Origin of the sequence: Taibaiella chishuiensis, from assembly GCF_003014535.1 — a bacterium.
GTDB classification, from domain to species: Bacteria; Bacteroidota; Bacteroidia; order Chitinophagales; family Chitinophagaceae; genus Taibaiella; species Taibaiella chishuiensis.
In genome coordinates, this window is sequence record NZ_PYGD01000012.1 from 128,868 (window position 1) to 148,958 (window position 20,091).

Here is a 20,091-nt window from a genome sequence, read left to right on the forward strand (position 1 = left end):
AATTTTAAATAAGCACAACTTCGTCTTTCTTATCCTGTTCCTTCCACAGTACTTTTACTTTTTGGGAAGCAACGGAGTCGACGGTCATACCCAGGTAGTCGGGCTGTATGGGCAGTTCCCGGCTAAAGCGCCGGTCGATCAGTACCAGCAGCTCTACAGAACCCGGACGGCCAAAGTCGAGCAGGGCGTCGAGCCCGGCCCTTATCGTACGCCCGGTATATAATACGTCGTCGATCAGGATTACCTTTTTACCTTCTATGGAGAAGTTGATATCGGTTTCTGCGGCTACGTGTAATTCGTTGGAAGTGTTGAAATCGTCCCTGTAAAAGGTTATGTCGAGTTTGCCGTAAGGAATAACGGCGCCCGGCAGCAGGGCTTTCAGTTTACTGTGTATCCTGTCGGAAAGAAATATCCCGCGGGGTTGCATCCCGATCAGTACCGCATCTGAAAAATCGCCATGATTTTCCAGCAACTGATGCGCCAGGCGCTCCAATGTGATGTTCAGCTGTTTTTGGGTAAAGAGAGACTTCATGATTCTGGAAGGCTGTTCAGGTTTGCGGGTTTGACATTAAATTTTGAAAGGCTCAGGGTGCAAGCCGTTGCCTGGTCCAGCCATTGTTGCGGCTCCCGGTAAAAACGATCCGGTCGTGCAATCTATTGTGCCGTCCCTGCCAGAATTCTATGCGGGTAGGGATTACCCGGTAACCGCCCCAGTGTTCGGGCCGGGGCACTTCGCCCGATGCATATTGTTGTTCCAGCTGTTTTACTTTGTCTTCGAGTATTTCGCGACCCGCGATCACCTGGCTTTGCGGCGATGCAAGGGCGCTGATCTGGCTTCCTTTTGGCCTGGAGTGAAAATAGGTCTCGGAGTCTGCCGCCGGTATTTTTTCTACCCGGCCTTCTACCCGCACCTGGCGTTCCAGCTCTTTCCAGAAGAACAGGAGCGCTACATCGGGTTGGGCGGCCATCTGTTCGCCTTTGTTGCTGTCGTAATTGCTGAAGAATACAAAACTGTCGTCTTCTAATCCCTTGAGCAGCACAATACGCGCCGATGGCCTGGAAGAAGCGTCTACTGTGGCTAAGGTCATAGCATTGACTTCGCTCACACCGGCAGCTTCGGCTTCCTGGAACCATTTCCGGAAAAATGCAACCGGATCATCGCCTACCTGTTCTTCGCCCAGCGAATCGCGGGTATAGTCGGCGCGGATCTTGGCTATATGTGCATCCGGGTTAGTCATTCAGATCGGAAGTATTCAGGTATTTGAACATTACCCAGATCCAAACGATGGCCATAACCACCACCAGGGCGTATGCAGAAAATTCACCAACTTTATTACCTAATTCGTACATGTTCAACAGTACAGGTGTCATATCCGTTATTTATTTTAATTGAATGATAACCCGGTAGTGCTCCTCCGGGAACTGCGGGCAAAGGTATTACAAAACGCGGTATAATCAAAGAGAAAGGATGCCGGAAAATATGGGTTTTACCGGCCCTGTAATTTGTATGTATGTTTGTACTACCGGTTAAGTCCGGCCGGTATTTCCGTATGATCCAAAAACGCAGGTCCGTGGCTATCGTGCTGGGACTGGTATCCTCGTTGTTCTTCGCATTGTCCTTTATCCTCAACCGTATGATGTCGCTGTCGGGCGGCAGCTGGTTGTGGAGCGCCTCGCTGCGCTTCCTGCTTATGCTGCCGCTCCTGTGGGTACTGGTTGCGCTGCGGGGCGGCATCAGGCCGCTTTTGCGCATCATGAAAGCCGATCCCGTGCCCTGGCTCTTATGGGGTACCGTTGGCTTCGGTATCTTCTACGCCCCGCTTACGTTTGCCGCTAAGTACGGGCCCTCCTGGCTGGTAGCCGGTACCTGGCAGATCACCATTGTAGCCGGTATGCTGGTAGCGCCCCTGCTCGAACGCCGCGGCAACCGGCAACGCATACCGGGACGCGCCATGCTGTTCTCGCTGGTTATCCTTGCAGGGGTAATGGTCATGCAAATCAGCCAGGCTGCCTCGCTTACTGTCCCGCAACTGCTGGCGGGAACGCTGCCGGTACTGGTAGCGGCCTTCGCTTATCCCGTTGGCAACCGCATGATGATGAAAGTGGCCGGTAACCGGGTCGATGCCCAGCAGCGCACCCTGGGCATGACCCTGGGCAGTACGCCTTTCTGGATCGTTACCGCAGCGGCAGGTTTCGTGGTGGCCGGTCCGCCTTCCGGTTCCCTGGTTTTTCAATCCTTCCTGGTAGCGGTAACCTCGGGCGTTATCGCCACTACCTTATTTTTCAAAGCTACCGACAGCGCCCGGGACGATCATCAGCTGCTGGCCTCCGTCGAAGCGACGCAGGCCGGCGAGGTGCTGTTTGCGCTCCTGGGCGAGCTGATCCTGCTCGATGGCAAGCCGCCGGATGGGCTTGCCTGTACCGGCATCGCACTGGTTATTGGCGGTATGCTGCTGCACAGTAAAGCAGGAGCGAAAACATAACCTGCGGTCGATCGTTTGCAGCGGCAGTTTATCCCTGTCACCGGCCTTTTGCCACCGGGTATATCCCCGTACAGAAAAAAAGTACGGGGGCATTTTTTGCACCCATAGCTGTTGACCTTTGGCTCTCACTAAACACATGTTATGAAAAAGTTTTTCCTTTCTGCTCTTTTTGCAATGGCTTGCGCATTTGGTAGCCAGGCCAACACCTTTACCTTTATCAACCTGTCGGGTTGCGTGTACACCTATCATGTTGCCGGTGCAGATCCTGCTACGCCCAACACCGTTTTTGCCAGCCAGCCGGTAACCGTTCCTCCTGGCACCACTGCTTTTAACCAGCCTTCCGACCTGCCGGGAATGGCTTCCCTGCCGGCTACAGTATACTATTACTTTGTGCGGGGCTGGGTAAATGCAACGCCAACCAGCTATTCTGCCAATGTGGGCAGCTACCCCGGTTTTACCTCTCCCGTTACTGTGCCTGCCTTGCCTTGCAATAGCAATGCCGGTAGTACCGTAAACTGGAACGGCAATACTACAGGCGGCAATGTGGTTGTCCTGATCTTCTAAACCGCGATACGAAACTAACCTTAACCAAAAGGCAGGAACACCTGGTGTTCCTGCCTTTCTCTTTGTACGGTGCTGCGGGGTATTAATCCTGGCAGGTAGCCGGGTGCCGGATCGTCGAAATGGTATGCGTCAGGCAGGCGGCTGCAGGTTCGCGGGTATTGACGCCGCCGAGTACAGGGGCCTGTTGTGTCTTGCTGAGCTGGATCACCGTTTCCTTTTGCAGGAACAGCTTCTGCCCGATCTTGATGGTTTTCTTTTTCATACAGGAGCGTTTTTGTTATGGGTTATGCTTGTTTCCTGCTGCCGGGCGCAGCCCGGCAGCAGGAAGTTATTGTTTGCTGAGCTTAATGGTTTTGCTCTGCCTGCTGTCCGTGTATTGTACTAGGTAAGTGCCGGTTGCCAGGGAACTCAGGTCTATAAGAGTTTCGGCTGCGGTTACGGGCAGGGTACGCACCACGTTGCCGGCAAGACTCATTATCCTTATTACCGCGTCGCTGCCCGTTGCGCCATAGGTATTGACGGATACGGACCCGGTAAAGGGATTCGGTGCGGCGATCATATCGAAAGCGGCATCTGCCGCATCGAGGCGCAGTATCTTCGATTGTTGTTTACGGCCGTCCATATCCTCCTGCTCCAGCCGGTAGAATACGGAATTATAAACCGGGCTTCGGTCGTCGAAGGTGTAGCTGAGCTTATGCTCGCTGTTGCCGTTGGGCGCTTGTGTGGCGAGATAACCTATCGTGCTGAATTGCCTGCCGTCGTCGGAGCGTTGTACGATAAACCCTTTGTTATTGTGCTCGCTGGAAGTGGTCCAGCTTAAGCGGGCATAATTGTCTTTAACAGCCCCGGTTAAGGTTACAAACTGTACGGGCAGCGGTACGCCGCCAACAGTGATGATAAAGTCGCCCGAGGTATTGGAGGAATAGGCATAAGCTCTCAGGTAATAGGTCTGACCGGCGGTAACGGCTGCGGATATGGGGCCGCCTTCGTCGGAGCAGCCCATGCTGGTCAGCGATCCGCAGGTACCGCTAAACAATTCCCATACTGCGTCGATGTCGGTCTGGTCTACGTCTACAGTCATATTGCCGGTGGTGGCGGGTACAAATTTGAACCAGATATCGTTGGCTACAAAAGCGGTATACCCTTCGCAGGTTATCGGCGCCATACTTTGCGTGGCATTGATATTGCTTACCGTCGTTGTACCGGAGCTGTTGATAAACGTGGCGCCTGCGCATTCATCATAAACGGGTGCCGGTGGCGCCGCTCCCACGCAGAGGTCGAAACTGATACCCGTTGCCACGGTATTGAAGTTGTCGTCGCTGGCATCGTCGCCCGCTACCCGGATATAATAGGTGGCGCCGGCCGTGAGCCCCGATGCCGTAAAAACGATGTCGGTAGCCGGGTCGCCCGCACTGATATCCTGGTAGCCGTCACCGCAATTAAACTCGGTAAGCGTACCACAGGCGCCGCTGTATACCGACAAGGTATAGGCGTAATAGGCCAGGTTGGATGCGGTGGGCGTCACATTGGTAAGCGATATCTGGTGGGCGGCGCCGGTGGCCTGGAAACTATACCAGAGGTCGTGGCTGGGTTCGTAGGCACAATTGCTGATGGGATCAGAGGAGAGGGTCGCGGTGCCACTGTTGCCTGAGGTGGGTGTGCTGCAGGTGGCCGTTGCAGAAGGTGTGATCGAGATGGCACCGCTGCATTCATCGTTTGCAGGCGCCTGCGCCAGTGCCGGGATACTGAGCGCTAAACATAATAAAGCGGTAAGTTGCGCGCTGCGCAACAGGTTCAGGTAATTTTTTTTCATAATCTCTTTTTTGGTTTTTAGATAAACAGGCAACAACAGGCAGCATAAAAAATGAACTTATTGTTGATTTTTCTATTTAACAATGCGGGGCAAAAGTGGCTGGCAAAGAAGTGTTAAATAAAGCTGCTTGCCTGTCTATCCTTGGCCAGGAGCGGCTATGGGTTTAAAGTTTTTTGCGCATCTGGGGAATGTTTGGAGGATACGCAGGTAGGTATTTTTTATACGGCCGTGTCGGTGATGCTCACATTTGCAATGTGAGGGGATATGAATTACTGCAAACGTTTGTAAACCGGGTAACTAAAAATCAGCTTTGTGACGTACATTACTATCGTGATTAAAATAAGATAAAAAGCAGGCCCGGATGTCTATCCGGGCTTTTCCTGTTTTAACAGGGCTTCTGCTGGGTTTTGAACGCAAAAAAAGAGCTACCTGTATGGGTAGCTCTTTGGTTATCATTTATGGAAGCGGTTATTTGGATACGGTGATCTTACCCACTGCTTTGCGGTCGTCGGCAATCAGTTCGAGGTAGTAGATACCATTATTGAGCCTTGACACGTCTACCGAAAGCTCTTTTTCGCCGTTTTGTTTGCCAAATTCTTTAACCATTACCACGCGACCGGTAATGTCGGCGATCCGCACCGTTACCTGGTTATTGCTGTAGGCATATTTAAAGCTCACGACGCCTGTTACCGGGTTGGGGTAGGTCATCAGGCTCGAAGTTTTGCCCGAAGCGAAGAGGTCTTCTATGCCGGTTTTACAGTTGAGTTTGATTTTTGCACCGGCAGCCATTGTGCTGCCCGCGGTGTCGATTTGCAGGGCATTGGCAGGTGCAGGGTTAACATTGAAAAAGCTAACGGCCTGGGTAAACATGATATAGCTTCCATCGTCGAAAGGAGGATAGAGGAATTCTCCGTTACTGGCATCAGCAAGACGTTGAATGCTTGAAACCTTGATTTTGTCTTTAATGTGTATAATGGTGTCGTTGGGAGGTACGGCTGTAGATGTGGGCACTACATTCACCCTGCCTTCCGGCGCCCAGGGAGAATACAGGAAAAACGTGTCGGTAGTCAGCACTGTGCCCGGGCCGAGGTTAATAAATATAAATTCTACATCGTTGGAATCTGTGCAGGAAAGGGTTGTTTCCGAACCGGGACTGGAGGAAATCCAGATCGCTTTAACTTTCGTTGTTCTTTGCGCAGAGGCACTTATCGTAAGACACAGTAAGGCCAGGATCGTGTAAATCGACTTCATGATTTTTTGTTTTTTGATTAAAAAAATAATTCTTCACAAATCTAATCTTTAACCATTTATGTATGTTTACATATTTGCATTAATTCGTACACGTTTGCATTTTTTATGACTTTTTCGTATGGTTTTCAGATTATATTTGTTCTATGTTTTTTTGTTTTTTGGCTGTTGGATGTTAATCTAAAAACTGGCACAGCTATTTATGACAAGGGTTTCCCAAAGCGGGAAACCCTTGTTTATGTACAGCACAAAATATACAGGTTGTTTTTTTTTGTTTATACCGGTGCCGGGCGTAATAGAAAGCATCCATGCCGGCGCGTCCGGACATCAGTTTGCTACTCCTTCCACAAAAAGGGGAAGAGAATAACAGACAGTGCGATGATCAGCACATCCATGCCCAGCATCATCAATGCCATACCCCACCAGCCTTCCTGTAATACATTGCTGACAGCGCCCAGGGCCAGGTTGCTCAGGATCATCAGCAACGGGATGGCGATCGGAAAGCCTAAAATAGCCATCAAAGCCGCATTCTGCCTGGCTTGTGCCGCAATGGCGGATAAGAAAGTAAAGAGCAGCGAAAGACTAGAGGCGCCAAGGCAACATACGCCCACGTACATGGCCGGCCGGATCAGCGGGCTGCCCAGCATGACATTGAACAGGACCAGCGAAATAAACATCATCACCAGCATCATAGCCAGGCTATACACCATTTTAGCAATGATGTACTGTACCGGCGCCGCAATGGTAAAATAATACCGGGTCCGTGCCTCGCCCTCCTGTAAAAAACTCTTGGCCACGGTATTTACCGTCACGAACAACTGGGCAATCCAGAATAAGGCATTCCAGATGCGGCTTTCCGGTTGGCCGGCCATCATGTATAACACGAATACGGTACAACCCACATACAGCATTACCCCAAACAGGGTATGCTTCTGCCGCCATTCCAGCAGGAAGTCTTTTTTAATGAGGGTAAGCAGTTGCGTTACAAACATTTCGGAAACGTGTATAAAGGCGGGGGCTGCGTTTCCGCTAGGCCCACCTTACTTTTTCGGTTAACGGAATATTGCGTACGGCCTCTTTCTTAGGCTGATCGCTGAAACCCAGGTAGAGAAAACCTACTACGAAGTCATTTTCTGAAAGGGAGTAATACGCTTTCATCGCCGGTTTTAAAGCCATACCGCCTGTGCTCCAGATCGCAGCAAGACCAAGGGCTTCGGCGCCCAGCAGGATATTTTGCACGGCAGCAGAAGTGGCGGCATATTCCTCCATCAGCGGGATTTTGGTTTCAGGTGTACGCTTCATCAGGGTCACTACCAGGTGGGATACCATATCGCCCTGGTGCTTCAGGTTCTCGACGGTCTGGGCCGAACGGGTTTCTTCAGGGGTATTGTCCCAGTACAACTGCGCATGGTCGTTACAGAACTGCTGCAGGGCTTCGCCGGTATACACCACGAAACGCCAGGGTTCGGTACGGCCGTGGGTAGGCGCATAGTCGGCCAGGCTCAATAACTGGTCTACCTGTTCGTTGGGGATGATCTGCCCGTTCATGGCCGTAGCCTTGACCGTACGGCGGTTGCGGATTACTTCCGCTATCGTTTCAAAATTCGGATTCATATTCGGATATGAGGAGGGATGATAAAATTGTGGCGCAAAAGTACTAAAGATTGGGCTTCTTCTGTTTTAGTTTATTAATTTTGACAATTCTGAGATTTAATACAATGACACAACAAATAACAGCTATTCTTAAGGCCTCGGTATCGGTTAAAGAGCGGGTAATTGCAGACCCGGTGTTGCTTGCCACCATCCAGACCCTTACCGAACAGATCGTCGCGGCGTTTAACCGGGGCAATAAGGTGCTTTTCTGTGGCAACGGTGGCAGCGCTGCCGATGCGCAACACCTGGCCGCCGAGTTTTCCGGCAGGTTCTATACCGATCGTAACCCCTTACCATCCGAAGCCTTGCATTGCAATACCTCTTACCTTACGGCCGTAGCCAACGACTATGGTTACGAATTCGTCTTCAGCCGCTTGTTGAAAGGTATGGGCAGGGAGGGCGACATCATCGTCGGACTGAGTACATCGGGTAATTCGGGCAATATTATCAAGGCCTTCGAGCTGGCCCGTACCATGGGTATTACCACCGTTGGTTTTACCGGCGATACCGGCGGTAAAATGAAAGACCTGTCGGATTACCTGGTAAACGTACCCAGCAATGATACGCCGCGTATCCAGGAATGTCATATTACCATCGGGCATATTGTTTGCCAATTGGTAGAAGCAATCCTGTTTCCCGTTACGGAAGCCTGATATGCGCTATAATTTCTTATCTCCTGAACCTGCTGAAAAATGGAATGTATAGTATTGGCCGGAGGGCTGGGCACGCGCCTTAGTGGTGTGGTTAACGATGTACCGAAATGTATGGCGCCTGTAGCCGGAGAGCCTTTCCTGGCACATGTTTTGCGCTTCCTCGAATTGCAGTTTGCCGACCATGTGATCTTTTCCCTGGGGTATAAACACGAAGTCGTGATCGAATGGCTTCGGCAACGCGCCTTTACGTTTAAAACCAGCTGGGTAATCGAACAGGAACCCTTGGGCACCGGTGGCGGTATCAAGCTTGCCCTCGCCAAGGCCAAAGAAAAAAAGGTATTCGTACTTAACGGCGATACCCTGTTCGATGTAAACCTGCGCGACATGCAGGCCGGGGCCGATCCGGCTGCCAAAGCCGTACTGGCCCTGAAGCCCATGCAGAACTTTGAACGTTACGGATCGGTACAGCTCGACGAAGCCAACCGGATCGTAGCCTTCGAAGAAAAACAGTTTAAGGCGGAAGGCCTGATCAACGGTGGTATTTACCTGCTCAACCGCGAACAGGAAAACTTCGGCAGTTTCCCCAAAAAGTTCTCTTTCGAAAAAGATTTCTTCGAACAGGAAGTGGCCGCAGGCAGCCTCAGCGGTTTTGTAAGCGACAGCTACTTTATCGATATCGGTATTCCCGAAGATTATTACCGGGCACAAACCGAGTTGAAGGCCGAAGAGTAATACCGGCCTGTAGCCCGCTCAGGGCGGCTGTTTTCAAAAACTTATCCCCTGAGCGCGGCGGGTAACATACGGAGCGATTGTTTTTTGCCATCTTTTTTGCGATATAAAAAGACAGGGATAACAACCGGGTAAAGAAAAGTGGGTTTGCTTGTATGTAGCGTAAGATGAAGCTTTGCTTCCTTTATCCGGGTAATTCAATAATAAAAATCGGGCATGGCCACAGCATTATTTCTCGATCGCGACGGTGTGATCAACGAAGAAAAAGACGGAAGTTATATTTTCCATAAAGATGAATTTGTGTTTTATGATGGGGCCCTGGAAGCCCTGGCTGCGCTTTCGCAGCTATTCGATCACGTATTTATCGTAACCAACCAACGTGGCGTAGGCCGTGGGTATATGACCGAGCGGGCGCTGCTCGACATACACGATCACCTTACCGAAGAGGTGGTAGCCGCGGGCGGAAAGATAGACCGGATCTATTTTGCAGCATCTATAGACAGTAACCACTCGCACCGCAAACCCAATACCGGTATGGCCGAAGATGCGAAAAAGGATTTTCCGGCCATAGATTTTAACCGGAGTATTATGGTGGGCAATAACCTGAGCGATATGGAATTCGGCCGCAGGATGGGCATGCACACCATTTTCCTGCACACCACACAAGACCGCATCGATCTGCCGCACGAGCTGATCGACCGGCAATACGATTCACTCGCTGCCTTTTATACCGACTATAAGACCCTACAAAAATAGCAATCGCTATGCAACGGATACGAAGCAATAACCTGGTAAAACTGTTGTTTGCATTCGTGGCTATCGCCTTTACCGCATGGAGCCTCAGTATCTATGCGCATTACCTGCAGCGGTTTATCGCGGTACGGTACTCCTTCTGGTTTGAACTGGCTATGGTACTGGGCCAATTGCTGTTCCAGACCCTCTTTATCCTCAAAAGGCCATGGCGGCTCAAATTGCATTATTACCTGCATTTAATAACCGTTTCTTTTATGGGGTCGGTGTTGTTATGGCCGGTTATAGGCTGGCAGGCGGTATGGCCCCTCCGGGATACCCTCGCGCTGGGTTATTTCTTTTGTGTATTAGTATTTATGTTTTTCGAACATAAACGGCGGCTGCACCTGGTTGGGCTGCCTGTTTATCTCTCCTTCACGTGGCTGCTGTACAGGGGCCTTATCCTGCTTTATATACTATGATACGACAACGAACAGGCAACAACAAGCGGAGCATAAACCTGCAATTACTTTCAACGATTGTTTTGGCAATATTGCTTACAGGCTTCAAGGGTAAAAAGGAGATCGGCTCATGTTATACTTCGTTTCAAACTGCCTCCGCTTTAACTGCCGGCGACCCTGAGCGGCTTCCCGAGGGCGCTGAAAAAGTAAGGACCCTGAAAACGGAACAGGGTGAAGTAGCCATAACCAGGATCGATGGTTATAGAATTTTATATAACAATGAAAAGAACAGGCCTTTTGTCAACCTGAAAGTCGAGCTTTCAGAAGAGCAGTCGTATGACAAAGACCAAAAGCATTTGCTCGACAACCTAAAGTACCTGAATGCGCATACACAAAACAGGGAAACCAGGGGTCTGGTCGAACTTGAGTTTAACGGGTATAAAATTTATGGTATCAGCAGGGCCGGTGTGGAGATGGGAAGTACGCTGGGGACATTTGTCATGTTTCCCGGGAATGGGGTAACCGTTTATTTCTACTTTAATAACATGAAGCCGGAATTCCGCAATTTTAAAAGTGTGGACGATTATAAAAAACAAAGGAACAGGTTTATGAACGAATACACCAAATACCTGGCACAGTGCAAAGGCAAATAAGCAGTGCTGTTTACCCGTGTCGAAAAAATAGCTATCCGCTTACCAAGACTGTACTATTATCATCATGAATAAAGGGAAGATCGTAATTGCCGGCGGTTCCGGTTTTATCGGGTTGTATTGTGCGCAGCGTTTTCGCGAGGCGGGATACGAGGTGTTGATTATTGCCCGCTCGGGGCCGCATATCCGCTGGGAAGATAAAGCGGGTATCCTTGCCGCCCTGGAAGGCGCGGTGCTCTTGCTCAACCTCGCCGGTAAATCGGTCAATTGCCGGTATAACGAAGCCAATAAACAAGAGATCCTGAACTCGCGTTTGGACACGACCAGTACCTTGGGCAATGCCATCCGTACCTGCAGCCGGCCGCCGCAGCTCTGGATCAATTCGAGCACGGCTACCATCTACCGCTATGCCGAAGACCGGCCCATGACGGAAGCCGAAGGCGAGATCGGGCAGGGCTTTTCGGTAGATGTGGCCCGGGCCTGGGAGCATGTTTTCTTTGCCTTTGAGCGCCTGGTTCCTACCCGTTTTGTAGCGCTGCGCATCGCGATTGTGCTGGGGCCGGGCGGCGGCGTAATCGGGCCTTATACGAACCTGGTAAGCATGGGGCTGGGCGGTCAGCAGGGCAGCGGCAGGCAGATGTTTAGCTGGATCCATATCGAAGACCTGTATCGTATTATCCTGTTTCTATTGGAGGATGAAAGCAAACGGGGCATCTATAATTGCAGCGCGCCCAACCCGGTAAAGAACCGCGAGCTGATGTATACCTTGCGTAAAGTAATGGGGCAGTCCTGGGGGCTGCCTGCGCCCAAATGGTTACTGGAGCTGGGCGCCAGGCTGATCAAAACAGAAACCGAACTGGTACTGAAAAGCCGCTGGGTAATACCCCAGCGGCTTTCGGAAGAAGGTTTTGTATTTAAATACCAGCAACTGGAGTCTGCACTCGATAATATTCTCGACAAAAATTACCCAAGCTTAAAACTGCTAATAAAGCGGCCCTAACAGGTAATGCTGTCCTGCCGTTGCCGCATCGCGCCAGACCTTATTGAGCGCGCTGGCCGGGTTTGTAATGCTCATACCACATAAGGGGTACAGGGCATTGATCAGGTTACGCGCTTCCAGCGCGGCTTTGCGGGCATCGCGGCTCAATGCTTCGAGCAGTGATGCACTTGCAGTTTTCTCCGCTTCATATTCATTCCAGGTAAGTTGTAAGGTATGGTACATATGCTCGCGTGCCGTATAAAAAGCAGTAGCGGCTTTGTTTTCGATAGCCTGGGCCTTTTCATTTTCGGCCAGCAGCTTATCGCTGTGTATCGGTTTTTTATGTGCAGCCAGTTCGTGGTACAGGTCGGCAAAGTGTAGGGCGATCCCCGTAAGCATACAGGCCATATTTACCACCGCCATTTGCTCGAAAGGAAACCGGTACAGCGGACCCTGTGCAAAGGGCGAGGCCTTTACCAAAGAAAAGACCTGGGTATCGGGTACAAAAATAGCTGTCACCTCGAAATCATTGCTGGATGTGGCTTTCAGGCCTATTACCTGCCAGGTGTCCAGGATGGTTACTTGTTTTGCCGGGAAAATAAAGGAGCGGAAGGCCGGTACATTTTCTTCCAGCACAGGATTGCCCGCTTCATTGAGCAGGGCGCAATTGGCGGTAAAGTGCGTGGCATGCGCCGATCCGCTGGCATACTTCCAGCGGCCGCTCACCTGGTATCCGCCGGGTACTTTATGGGCCGTACCCGTAATAGCGCCGCTGCCTGCGCAACAGGTTGCGGCCGGGGCAAAAATGTTTTTGGCTGCAGGCCCGGGCAGGTAACCGGCAAATATATTGGCGCCTGCTCCCAGGTTGACACACCAGCCCACATTGGCATCGGCCCAGGCCAGCGCTTCGAACAAACGTACGACTTCGGGCAAGGGCAGTTCCTGCCCGCCCAGGGCTGCGGGTACGAGTACGTGGAACCAGCGGTTTTCATACAACAGTGTCAGGGTATCTGCAGGTAATCGTTGCTGCGCTTCGGTAGCGGGCGCGGCTGCACGCAGCTGTTGCACCGTGGCTTCGGAAAGTTGTGTTTGCGGGTGTTGGATCAGGCTCATGAGGTGTTCTTTGTTTTACCAGCGTATGCTTACGCCCAGCAGGAAATTGAATCCGGCCTGCGGGAAATAATAATTTTCGGTAGCGATCGTACCATCCGATTTATAGCTGAAGGTATAACCGTTGGCTTCGTATTTTTTATCCAGTACATTATTGAGTGCTAGCGAAATGCCCAGCTCCTTTACAAACGAGGTCTGTACGGTATAGCGCAGGCGCAGGTCGCAGAGGCTGTAGGCATTAATACTGCGGGCTTTGTTGGCCGTGTTGTCGAGGTACTGGCGGCCTACATATTTGCCCAGCAGGTCGATAAAGAATTGCTGGTGTTGCAGCATCTTACGAAGGGGCTCGAGGGTAGCGCTGCCGCCTGCTATGATATTGGGCGAAAATGCGATATCGGTTTTGTCGTAATGATTCAGGATCTGTCCGCCGGCATCGTAATCGTCGATGTACTCGTTAAAGTCCAGGATCTTGTTTTGCGATAGGGTGGCATTGGCCTGTAACTGCAGCCAGGGCGCAGGCCGTACGCCTGCGGTAAGCTCTATGCCCGCACGGTAGCTTTTATCGGCATTGCTGCGGGTATAGGTACCTACGTCGTTGATCTTGCCGGTAAGGATCAGCTGGTTGCGGTAATTCATATAATACAGGTTGGCGCCGGCTTCCCATTTATTACCCCGGTACTGGTAACCCAGTTCTGCATCATAAAGGCTTTCGTGTTTGGGCAGGGCCGTAGGCGAAGCTTCGAAATCGTCGCGGTTGGGCTCTTTGTTGGCCACGGCAAATGAAGCATAGGCCTTGCTTTCAGCCCCGTTGCCATGTTGTGTGATATAACTCAGGCCGGCTTTTGGGTTTACGAAATTATAGTCGACGGATGGGTGTAAGGTGGGGTTCTTGCGAAAGCCATTGATCTCGTAACTTACCCTGCGGTATTGCAGGTCGCCGAACAGGAACCAATGCTGCGCCACTTGTTGTTGCAGCTTGGCATAGATATTAAAATCCCTTTTGTAGGCTGTCAGGTTATACCAGCGGTAGTCGACCGGTACGCCATAGTCGGCCCAGGTTACAAAGCCATAGTGTTTGGCATCGTAACGGGTATAGGCGCCGCCCAGTATCAGCTGTGTTTTGTTTTGCTGGTAGGTTGCCGAGTATACGGCGCCATAATAATAGTTGTCGAGCCAGAGCCTGCGGGTAAGGTCTGTGGTCTTAGCGGTGTCGCCGGTTGGCGTGGTATAATTGGGAAGGCCATAATCAGCAAAGGCTTCGCCCTTGCGGTATTCGTTATAAAAACCTTTGCCCCGGGTCAGGAAGAGCCCGGCATGCGCGCTCCAGCTATCGTCGAATTTATGGTCGAAGAACAGCTGGTAATAGTCCTGCTGGTAATTATCCGTCTGGTCGTTATAATAACTGCCGTCGCGTTTCAGGCCCAGCCCGTTAAACCTGCGGTTGGTACCCAGCATGGTTTCGGGTACACCGTTCCAGGCCTGGCCTGTTTTTTCGGTACCGGTAAAAAGGTTGAAGCGCACCGAGGTATTTTCATCTTTAGAGGTCCAGCCGGCCAGGAACTGCAGGGATTTCAGATCGGAGGCGGAGCGCTCGATATAACCATCGGACGATATCTTGGAGGCGCGCACATCAAACTGGAAGCCGCCTTTGAGCAGGCCGGAACCCGCACGGATGGTATGTTTCCAGGTATTGAACGAACCATAGGTATTGTTCACTTCGGCAAAGGCCGTTTTATCCTGCTTCAGGTTGCTCAGGTTTACCGATGCCCCGAAAGCCCCTGCGCCATTGGTCGAGGAACCCACGCCGCGTTGCACCTGTATGGATTGCGTGGAGGATAACAGATCGGGGAAATCGACAAAGAGCGCGGCCTGCGATTCGGCATCGTTAACGGGTATGCCGTTGATCGTAAAATTGATGCGGGAAGCATCGGTACCGCGGATGCGCATACCGGTGTACCCCACGCCCGCGCCCGCATCGGAGCTGATCACGATCGAGGGCGTCTGGTTGAGGATATAGGGAATATCCTGGCCGAGGTTCTGGGTACGGATATCTTTTTCATTCAGGTTGGATACGGCATAGGGTGTTTTCTCGTTAACCCTTACTGCTCGGATCTCTACAGGGATCAATTCCTGGCGGCGACCGGCGCCGGAGGCGGAATCTGTTTCCTGTGCTAAACTGCAGACAGGGAGGGAGAGTGCGCCCAGTAACAGGACGGCTGCCGGTGTAGTGTATTGGTTCATATGCTTCATTTCAAACTTAATCTTACCGGGTATACGGTAAGTGCTTACAGGCAAAAGACGGAAGGTGCTGTATACGCAGCTGCAGCAGCGCTGTCGTCTGCGGGCATTCCGATAAGGTAAGTTGGATAATGTCTTGCTTACCTTTCCTAACCGGCATTATCCGGTCCAGGTTCTACGGGTGTGATCTCAGCCTGAATAGTAAGGCACCCCGAGGTTTCCTCTTTTCCCGATGGGAAATGTTGAAGGAAATCAAAAATAAAAAGCAGAACCGGTAAGGGTTCTGCCTGCAAAGTTAAAACAATTTATAGTGCAGCGGCAATTTTAATGATCGGTAAGCGAAGCTTCGCCGCGGCCCAGGGCTATGCGCCTGCCCAGCAGGAAACAGAGATAGGTAAGCGGTATGGCCGCCACCACATCTACCGTATAGTGCACATGCTGCACCAATACCAGGCAGCCTACCACCAGGGTGGAGAGTAAGGCGAAAGCCTTATCCCGCTTTTTCTTCAGCGACAGGAAGAAGATAAACTGCGAGGAGGTATGCCCGGAAAAGAACAGGTCTTTGGTTACAAAATTAGTTTTGCCGTAGAAAAAATTGGAAAGCGGGTCTACCAGCGGGATAAGCCCCTGCGGCGGGTTGAGCGGTATAAAATAGATCGTGCACATACGCGTCAGCGTCAGTACGATAAAGCAATAAAGCGAGATAAGCAGCAACTGCGGATCGCGGATACACCGCAATGCCAGCAGCAGGGTAGTGCTCCAGATAAAAATAAAAATAGGGATAGACACATCGTGCGGGGGAATGGCCGCTACAATGCTATCGTCGAGGCTAAGCCCGTCACGCGATTCGATATACTGGAAAAAAAAGGGAAATACGGTAAGAATACCGGCAAACAAAACGATGCCTATAAAAAGTCTTATTTTAAAACAATTGGCTTTATACGCTGCTTTCCAGTTAATCGGATTCAGGTTATTTTCTTCTGCTACAGACAACTCTGGGTAATTTTAATGCTAAATAGGTATGCAGCCGCCGTGGCGGCCTGCAAAGTTAACAGATTATTTCTTGGATACGACGGTCTGGTAATATTTGCAAACCGGTTTAAGACCACATTCCGTGCATTTGGGCGAGCGGGCCAGGCACACATAGCGGCCATGGAGGATAAGCCAGTGGTGTGCCTTGTGAATCAGTTCCTTCGGGAAATTACGGATCAGCTGCATTTCGGCCTGTAGCGGTGTCTTGGCATTGGTCGTCAGGCCTATACGCGCCGAAACCCGGAATACGTGGGTATCTACGGCCATATTTGGCTGGTGGTCGATCACCGAAGTGATCACGTTGGCTGTTTTACGGCCTACGCCGGGCAGTTTTACCAGTTCTTCGACGGTCAGCGGCACTTCGCCGCCAAATGCTTCTTCGAGCATAATACCGGTGCCTACCAGGTGTTTGGCTTTATTGTTGGGATAACTGATGCTCCTGATCAGGTCAAATACATCGTCCACGTCCGCTTTGGACAGGGCCCGGGCATTGGGGTATTTACGGAACAGGGCGGGGGTGGTCAGGTTTACCCTTTTATCGGTGCATTGCGCCGAAAGGATTACGGCAATAAGCAGCTGGTAGGGATTATCATACAATAATTCCGTTTCCGCTTCGGGAGCGTGCTCTTCGAAATAATCGATCACGAATTGATAGCGCTGCTGCTTCGTCATATCCTGTGCCACCCTTGCGGGGCATATAAAAGAGGACACAGTAGCTGTGTCCCCTGATTGCCAATATAATTATTTTACCAGTGTGCCTACATTTTCGCCATTAACCACAGCGGTCAGGTTACCGGTTTTGTTCATGTCAAATACAATGATCGGCAGGTTGTTTTCCTGGCAAAGGGTGAAAGCGGTCATATCCATTACTTTCAGTTCTTTGCTGATTACCTCGTTGAACGAGATGCTTTCGTAACGTGTCGCCGTCGGATCTTTTTCCGGGTCGGCGGTATAGATGCCATCCACACGGGTACCTTTAAGGATCACATCGGCGTTGATCTCTACGGCACGCAGCGAACCGGCGGTATCGGTGGTAAAGTAAGGATTACCGGTACCGGCTCCGAAAATAACCACACGGCCTTTTTCCAGGTGGCGTATAGCCCTGCGGCGGATATAAGGCTCTGCGATCTGCTCCATCTTAATGGCGCTCTGCAGGCGGGTTTTAACGCCTACCTTTTCCAGCGAAGCCTGGAGGGCCATACCGTTGATCATGGTGGCGAGCATACCCATATAGTCGCCCTGCGCCCGTTCGATACCGGTCTCCGCTTCGTTCATACCCCGGTAAATATTACCGCCGCCGATAACCACGGCTACCTGGACGCCCAATGCTGCAACAGCTTTAATATCTAATGCATAACGCTCCAGCATTTTCGGGTCGAGACCAAAACTGCGGTCTCCCATTAAGGATTCGCCTGAAAGTTTGAGCAGTATTCTGTTGTACTTAGGTGCCATGTGTGTCTGTATGTTCAATGTTTGAAATAATAAAAATCGCTGTAGGACCCCGGTCGTTACAAAAACTTCTCGCCTTTGTTCCGTTTTACCTCTGCCACATATTCCTTGATCTGCTGCTCGCGGTTACGTTCGCATACCAGCAGGATCTCGGGGGTATCGATCACGATAAACTGGTCGAGCCCCTGGAGTACCACCAGCTTTTCGGCCGGTGCTTTTACCATGCAATGCGAGGCATCGATCACCATTACGTTTTTACCATATACGGCATTGCCGAGGTAGTCTTTTTCCGAGTGCTCGTAGGCCGATTCCCAGGTACCCAGGTCGCTCCAGCCAAACGAAGCCGGCATCACATATACATTCTCGGCCTTTTCGAGTATACCGTAGTCGATCGAGATATTGGTGCATTGGGAGTAGAGGCGTTCCATGGCCATGGCCTCTTTCGGGGTGTTGAGCACGTCGCGGGCCTGTACGAATACGTCGTTGAGCTCGGGCAGGTGCTGGGCAAAGGCTTCCAGCACGGTTTGTACATTCCAGGCAAAAATGCCGGAGTTCCAGAGAAAATCGCCGGATTTCAGGAAGGTGCGGGCCAGGTCGAGATTGGGTTTTTCGGTAAAGGTCTTTACTTTAAACACCTTCTCGTGGCTGTCGTTATCCATTTGGTACTGGATATAACCGTAGCCGGTATCGGGCCGGGTAGGTTTGATGCCCAGGGTAAGCAGGGCATTGTGATGTCCTACAAAATCGAGGGCGTCGTACACATGCCGCTCAAATATGCGTTCGTCCATGATCAGGTGATCGGCAGGACTGATAATGAGGTTGGCCTTTGGATTTAACGCGTGGATCTTATGCGAGATATAAGCGGCGCTGGGCGCGGTGTTTTTACGGAAGGGCTCGCCGATGATATTGGCGGGATCGAGCTCGGGCAGGTGTTCCTGGCAGAGCGTTACGTAAGATTCGTGGGTAATTACATATATATTTTCCTTCGGACAGATATCCTTAAAGCGGTTATAGGTCCATTGCAAAAGGCTTTTTCCTGTGCCCAGTAAATCGAGGAACTGTTTGGGGAATTTTTGGCGGCTTTCGGGCCAGAAACGGCTGCCGATACCGCCGGCCATTATAGCAACATAGTTGTTGTGAATACTCATTACCTGTGTTTAGAATCGAGTTGCAAAATTAAAGAGAATTTTGCTAAAAACCGGGGTAAGATAACAAGCCGCCATGGGCAAGGGCTGTAGCGATATCTGCGGCCGTCCGGGCATTATTTCGCATATTAATTTGGCGCAGAGCTGTAACCGGAGTATTTTTGTACAAAGATTTTATGTTGTTTCGTTTATCAGATCTCAAAAACGGCGCGAAGGGCATCATCCAGCAGTTTGATGATAACGACGCCAAAGTGAAATTGATGGAAATGGGCTGCATCCCCGGCGAAGCAGTCTCTGTTGAGGCTATTGCCCCCTTCGGCGACCCGATCGCGATCCAGGTATCGGGCTACCGCCTGAGCCTGCGCAAGAATGAAGCCATGCATATCTGGGTAGAAGTGGGCTGATCCCATGCCCGCACACCGTTAATTTTACTGCTACAGCAAGGAAATGAATATTGGTCTCTATTTTGGCAGCTTTAATCCTATTCATACCGGCCACCTGATTATTGCCAGCCACGTATTGGAACACTCCGACCTGGATAAGATCTGGTTCGTTGTTTCGCCGCATAACCCGCTTAAAGAGTCGCATACGTTGCTGAACGAGTATGACCGGCTGCACCTGGCCGAGTTGGCGATTAAGAATAATCCCCGTTTCCGGGTCAGCAATGTCGAGTTTCACCTGCCCAAGCCTTCTTACACCATCGACACGCTTGCTTACCTGAGCGAGAAATTTCCCCTCGAAAAGTTTACGGTGATCATGGGCAGCGACAGCTACCAGAACCTGCCACGCTGGAAGAATTACCAGACTATACTGGAATACTACAAGATCGTGGTTTTCGAAAGACCGGGTTTCCTGGTCGACCGCGATGCTTTGCCGGCCAATGTATCGGTGGTAAAGGCGCCTTTGCTCGAAATATCCTCCACCCATATCCGTACCCAGGTCAAAGAGGGGCGTTCGATCCGCTACCTGGTGCCCGATGCCGTAGCCGAATGTATTGCCGAAAACCGGTATTATTCGAAGTAGGTACCCGGATAGGAGATATCAGGTTTTAGATAATAGATTTTAGATAATAGATTTTAGATAATAGATTTTAGATAATAGCAGTTTGGATAGCCGGAAAATTTTCAGCTTATTTCCCGGCCGTTTGATTTTTGG

At 51.0% G+C, this 20,091-nt stretch carries 24 protein-coding genes and 1 riboswitch; of the genes, 10 read left to right on the top strand and 14 right to left on the bottom strand.

What is annotated here, in order from left to right; all coding sequences use genetic code 11:
• Positions 1–4: 4 nt before the first annotated feature.
• Genes pyrR through B0I18_RS25175 form a run of 3 tightly spaced genes read right to left on the bottom strand, consistent with a single transcriptional unit; the run spans position 5 to position 1,371 of the window.
• Positions 5–532: a bifunctional pyr operon transcriptional regulator/uracil phosphoribosyltransferase PyrR gene (pyrR, locus tag B0I18_RS22235; RefSeq protein WP_106524963.1), complete on the bottom strand. Its 528-nt coding sequence runs from the start codon at positions 530–532 to the stop codon at positions 5–7.
• A 52-nt stretch (positions 533–584) separates the two neighbouring features.
• Entirely contained in the window at positions 585–1,238 is a 654-nt protein-coding gene (gene pdxH / locus B0I18_RS22240; protein ID WP_106524964.1) for a pyridoxamine 5'-phosphate oxidase, read from the bottom strand.
• Entirely contained in the window at positions 1,231–1,371 is a 141-nt protein-coding gene (locus B0I18_RS25175) for a hypothetical protein (protein ID WP_181358580.1), read from the bottom strand. Before B0I18_RS25175 ends, pdxH begins: the two co-directional genes overlap by 8 nt.
• Before the next feature lie 140 nt (positions 1,372–1,511).
• On the opposite strand from B0I18_RS25175, the gene B0I18_RS22245 reads away from it, so the two are divergent.
• Complete coding sequence (locus B0I18_RS22245) at positions 1,512–2,483, top strand: DMT family transporter (RefSeq protein WP_219906031.1); 972 nt, start codon at positions 1,512–1,514, stop codon at positions 2,481–2,483.
• A 141-nt stretch (positions 2,484–2,624) separates the two neighbouring features.
• Complete coding sequence (locus tag B0I18_RS22250; protein WP_146146846.1) at positions 2,625–3,047, top strand: hypothetical protein; 423 nt, start codon at positions 2,625–2,627, stop codon at positions 3,045–3,047.
• Positions 3,048–3,129: 82 nt separating this feature from the next.
• Here the strand turns inward: B0I18_RS22250 and B0I18_RS22255 are convergent, their stop codons facing one another.
• From B0I18_RS22255 to B0I18_RS22275, 5 genes are all read right to left on the bottom strand, one after another.
• Positions 3,130–3,309 (bottom strand): class I lanthipeptide, encoded by a 180-nt coding sequence (locus B0I18_RS22255; RefSeq protein WP_106524966.1) that lies wholly within the window; start codon positions 3,307–3,309, stop codon positions 3,130–3,132.
• 66 nt (positions 3,310–3,375) lie between these two features.
• On the bottom strand, positions 3,376–4,860 hold the full coding sequence (locus tag B0I18_RS22260) for a T9SS type A sorting domain-containing protein (RefSeq protein WP_106524967.1): 1,485 nt from the start codon (positions 4,858–4,860) through the stop codon (positions 3,376–3,378).
• Positions 4,861–5,328: 468 nt separating this feature from the next.
• On the bottom strand, positions 5,329–6,111 hold the full coding sequence (locus tag B0I18_RS22265) for a T9SS type A sorting domain-containing protein (RefSeq protein ID WP_106524968.1): 783 nt from the start codon (positions 6,109–6,111) through the stop codon (positions 5,329–5,331).
• A 332-nt stretch (positions 6,112–6,443) separates the two neighbouring features.
• On the bottom strand, positions 6,444–7,100 hold the full coding sequence (locus tag B0I18_RS22270; protein WP_106524969.1) for a heme exporter protein CcmB: 657 nt from the start codon (positions 7,098–7,100) through the stop codon (positions 6,444–6,446).
• A 37-nt stretch (positions 7,101–7,137) separates the two neighbouring features.
• A complete protein-coding gene (locus tag B0I18_RS22275; RefSeq protein WP_106524970.1) occupies positions 7,138–7,722 on the bottom strand; it encodes a nitroreductase family protein in 585 nt (194 codons plus the stop codon).
• A gap of 104 nt (positions 7,723–7,826) precedes the next feature.
• On the opposite strand from B0I18_RS22275, the gene B0I18_RS22280 reads away from it, so the two are divergent.
• The 6 genes from B0I18_RS22280 to B0I18_RS22305 all read left to right on the top strand — a co-directional run bounded on the left by B0I18_RS22280 (position 7,827) and on the right by B0I18_RS22305 (position 11,983).
• Positions 7,827–8,414, top strand: coding sequence for a D-sedoheptulose-7-phosphate isomerase (locus B0I18_RS22280; RefSeq protein ID WP_106524971.1), 588 nt, complete (start codon positions 7,827–7,829; stop codon positions 8,412–8,414).
• A gap of 39 nt (positions 8,415–8,453) precedes the next feature.
• Positions 8,454–9,146 (top strand): nucleotidyltransferase family protein, encoded by a 693-nt coding sequence (locus tag B0I18_RS22285; protein ID WP_106524972.1) that lies wholly within the window; start codon positions 8,454–8,456, stop codon positions 9,144–9,146.
• 213 nt (positions 9,147–9,359) lie between these two features.
• A complete protein-coding gene (locus B0I18_RS22290; protein WP_106524973.1) occupies positions 9,360–9,899 on the top strand; it encodes a D-glycero-alpha-D-manno-heptose-1,7-bisphosphate 7-phosphatase in 540 nt (179 codons plus the stop codon).
• Positions 9,900–9,907: 8 nt separating this feature from the next.
• Positions 9,908–10,354 (top strand): hypothetical protein, encoded by a 447-nt coding sequence (locus B0I18_RS22295; protein ID WP_106524974.1) that lies wholly within the window; start codon positions 9,908–9,910, stop codon positions 10,352–10,354.
• Positions 10,351–10,986 carry a hypothetical protein gene (locus B0I18_RS22300; protein WP_146146847.1) on the top strand — a complete coding sequence of 212 codons (636 nt, stop codon included), beginning with the start codon at positions 10,351–10,353 and terminating at the stop codon, positions 10,984–10,986. Before B0I18_RS22295 ends, B0I18_RS22300 begins: the two co-directional genes overlap by 4 nt.
• 64 nt (positions 10,987–11,050) lie before the next feature.
• Positions 11,051–11,983, top strand: a complete 933-nt coding sequence (locus B0I18_RS22305) for a TIGR01777 family oxidoreductase (protein WP_106524976.1) — start codon at positions 11,051–11,053, stop codon at positions 11,981–11,983.
• On the opposite strand, the gene B0I18_RS22310 is transcribed toward B0I18_RS22305, so the two are convergent.
• The 6 genes from B0I18_RS22310 to B0I18_RS22335 all read right to left on the bottom strand — a co-directional run bounded on the left by B0I18_RS22310 (position 11,966) and on the right by B0I18_RS22335 (position 18,939).
• Complete coding sequence (locus B0I18_RS22310; protein ID WP_106524977.1) at positions 11,966–13,075, bottom strand: acyl-CoA dehydrogenase family protein; 1,110 nt, start codon at positions 13,073–13,075, stop codon at positions 11,966–11,968. The two genes, B0I18_RS22305 and B0I18_RS22310, sit on opposite strands and share 18 nt — an antisense overlap.
• 15 nt (positions 13,076–13,090) lie before the next feature.
• Positions 13,091–15,322, bottom strand: a complete 2,232-nt coding sequence (locus tag B0I18_RS22315) for a TonB-dependent receptor (RefSeq protein WP_245882139.1) — start codon at positions 15,320–15,322, stop codon at positions 13,091–13,093.
• Between the two features lie 117 nt (positions 15,323–15,439).
• Positions 15,440–15,534: riboswitch (TPP riboswitch) on the bottom strand.
• A 100-nt stretch (positions 15,535–15,634) separates the two neighbouring features.
• Positions 15,635–16,303 carry a phosphatase PAP2-related protein gene (locus B0I18_RS22320; protein ID WP_106524978.1) on the bottom strand — a complete coding sequence of 223 codons (669 nt, stop codon included), beginning with the start codon at positions 16,301–16,303 and terminating at the stop codon, positions 15,635–15,637.
• A gap of 63 nt (positions 16,304–16,366) precedes the next feature.
• Positions 16,367–17,014 carry an endonuclease III gene (nth, locus tag B0I18_RS22325; protein WP_106525013.1) on the bottom strand — a complete coding sequence of 216 codons (648 nt, stop codon included), beginning with the start codon at positions 17,012–17,014 and terminating at the stop codon, positions 16,367–16,369.
• 69 nt (positions 17,015–17,083) lie between these two features.
• Entirely contained in the window at positions 17,084–17,794 is a 711-nt protein-coding gene (gene pyrH, locus B0I18_RS22330) for a UMP kinase (RefSeq protein ID WP_106524979.1), read from the bottom strand.
• A 56-nt stretch (positions 17,795–17,850) separates the two neighbouring features.
• A complete protein-coding gene (locus B0I18_RS22335) occupies positions 17,851–18,939 on the bottom strand; it encodes a mannose-1-phosphate guanylyltransferase (RefSeq protein WP_106524980.1) in 1,089 nt (362 codons plus the stop codon).
• Between the two features lie 176 nt (positions 18,940–19,115).
• On the opposite strand from B0I18_RS22335, the gene B0I18_RS22340 reads away from it, so the two are divergent.
• Positions 19,116–19,340: a FeoA family protein gene (locus tag B0I18_RS22340; RefSeq protein ID WP_245882140.1), complete on the top strand. Its 225-nt coding sequence runs from the start codon at positions 19,116–19,118 to the stop codon at positions 19,338–19,340.
• A gap of 43 nt (positions 19,341–19,383) precedes the next feature.
• Positions 19,384–19,959, top strand: a complete 576-nt coding sequence (gene nadD, locus B0I18_RS22345) for a nicotinate (nicotinamide) nucleotide adenylyltransferase (protein ID WP_106524981.1) — start codon at positions 19,384–19,386, stop codon at positions 19,957–19,959.
• Positions 19,960–20,091: the final 132 nt, after the last annotated feature.

Coding starts and splice junctions, on each gene's coding strand:
- pyrR (WP_106524963.1), bottom strand. CDS start 532: ATGAAGTCTCTCTTTACCCAAAAACAGCTGAACATCACATTGGAGCGC.
- pdxH (WP_106524964.1), bottom strand. CDS start 1,238: ATGACTAACCCGGATGCACATATAGCCAAGATCCGCGCCGACTATACC.
- B0I18_RS25175 (WP_181358580.1), bottom strand. CDS start 1,371: ATGACACCTGTACTGTTGAACATGTACGAATTAGGTAATAAAGTTGGT.
- B0I18_RS22245 (WP_219906031.1), top strand. CDS start 1,512: ATGTTTGTACTACCGGTTAAGTCCGGCCGGTATTTCCGTATGATCCAA.
- B0I18_RS22250 (WP_146146846.1), top strand. CDS start 2,625: ATGAAAAAGTTTTTCCTTTCTGCTCTTTTTGCAATGGCTTGCGCATTT.
- B0I18_RS22255 (WP_106524966.1), bottom strand. CDS start 3,309: ATGAAAAAGAAAACCATCAAGATCGGGCAGAAGCTGTTCCTGCAAAAG.
- B0I18_RS22260 (WP_106524967.1), bottom strand. CDS start 4,860: ATGAAAAAAAATTACCTGAACCTGTTGCGCAGCGCGCAACTTACCGCT.
- B0I18_RS22265 (WP_106524968.1), bottom strand. CDS start 6,111: ATGAAGTCGATTTACACGATCCTGGCCTTACTGTGTCTTACGATAAGT.
- B0I18_RS22270 (WP_106524969.1), bottom strand. CDS start 7,100: ATGTTTGTAACGCAACTGCTTACCCTCATTAAAAAAGACTTCCTGCTG.
- B0I18_RS22275 (WP_106524970.1), bottom strand. CDS start 7,722: ATGAATCCGAATTTTGAAACGATAGCGGAAGTAATCCGCAACCGCCGT.
- B0I18_RS22280 (WP_106524971.1), top strand. CDS start 7,827: ATGACACAACAAATAACAGCTATTCTTAAGGCCTCGGTATCGGTTAAA.
- B0I18_RS22285 (WP_106524972.1), top strand. CDS start 8,454: ATGGAATGTATAGTATTGGCCGGAGGGCTGGGCACGCGCCTTAGTGGT.
- B0I18_RS22290 (WP_106524973.1), top strand. CDS start 9,360: ATGGCCACAGCATTATTTCTCGATCGCGACGGTGTGATCAACGAAGAA.
- B0I18_RS22295 (WP_106524974.1), top strand. CDS start 9,908: ATGCAACGGATACGAAGCAATAACCTGGTAAAACTGTTGTTTGCATTC.
- B0I18_RS22300 (WP_146146847.1), top strand. CDS start 10,351: ATGATACGACAACGAACAGGCAACAACAAGCGGAGCATAAACCTGCAA.
- B0I18_RS22305 (WP_106524976.1), top strand. CDS start 11,051: ATGAATAAAGGGAAGATCGTAATTGCCGGCGGTTCCGGTTTTATCGGG.
- B0I18_RS22310 (WP_106524977.1), bottom strand. CDS start 13,075: ATGAGCCTGATCCAACACCCGCAAACACAACTTTCCGAAGCCACGGTG.
- B0I18_RS22315 (WP_245882139.1), bottom strand. CDS start 15,322: ATGAAGCATATGAACCAATACACTACACCGGCAGCCGTCCTGTTACTG.
- nth (WP_106525013.1), bottom strand. CDS start 17,014: ATGACGAAGCAGCAGCGCTATCAATTCGTGATCGATTATTTCGAAGAG.
- pyrH (WP_106524979.1), bottom strand. CDS start 17,794: ATGGCACCTAAGTACAACAGAATACTGCTCAAACTTTCAGGCGAATCC.
- B0I18_RS22335 (WP_106524980.1), bottom strand. CDS start 18,939: ATGAGTATTCACAACAACTATGTTGCTATAATGGCCGGCGGTATCGGC.
- nadD (WP_106524981.1), top strand. CDS start 19,384: ATGAATATTGGTCTCTATTTTGGCAGCTTTAATCCTATTCATACCGGC.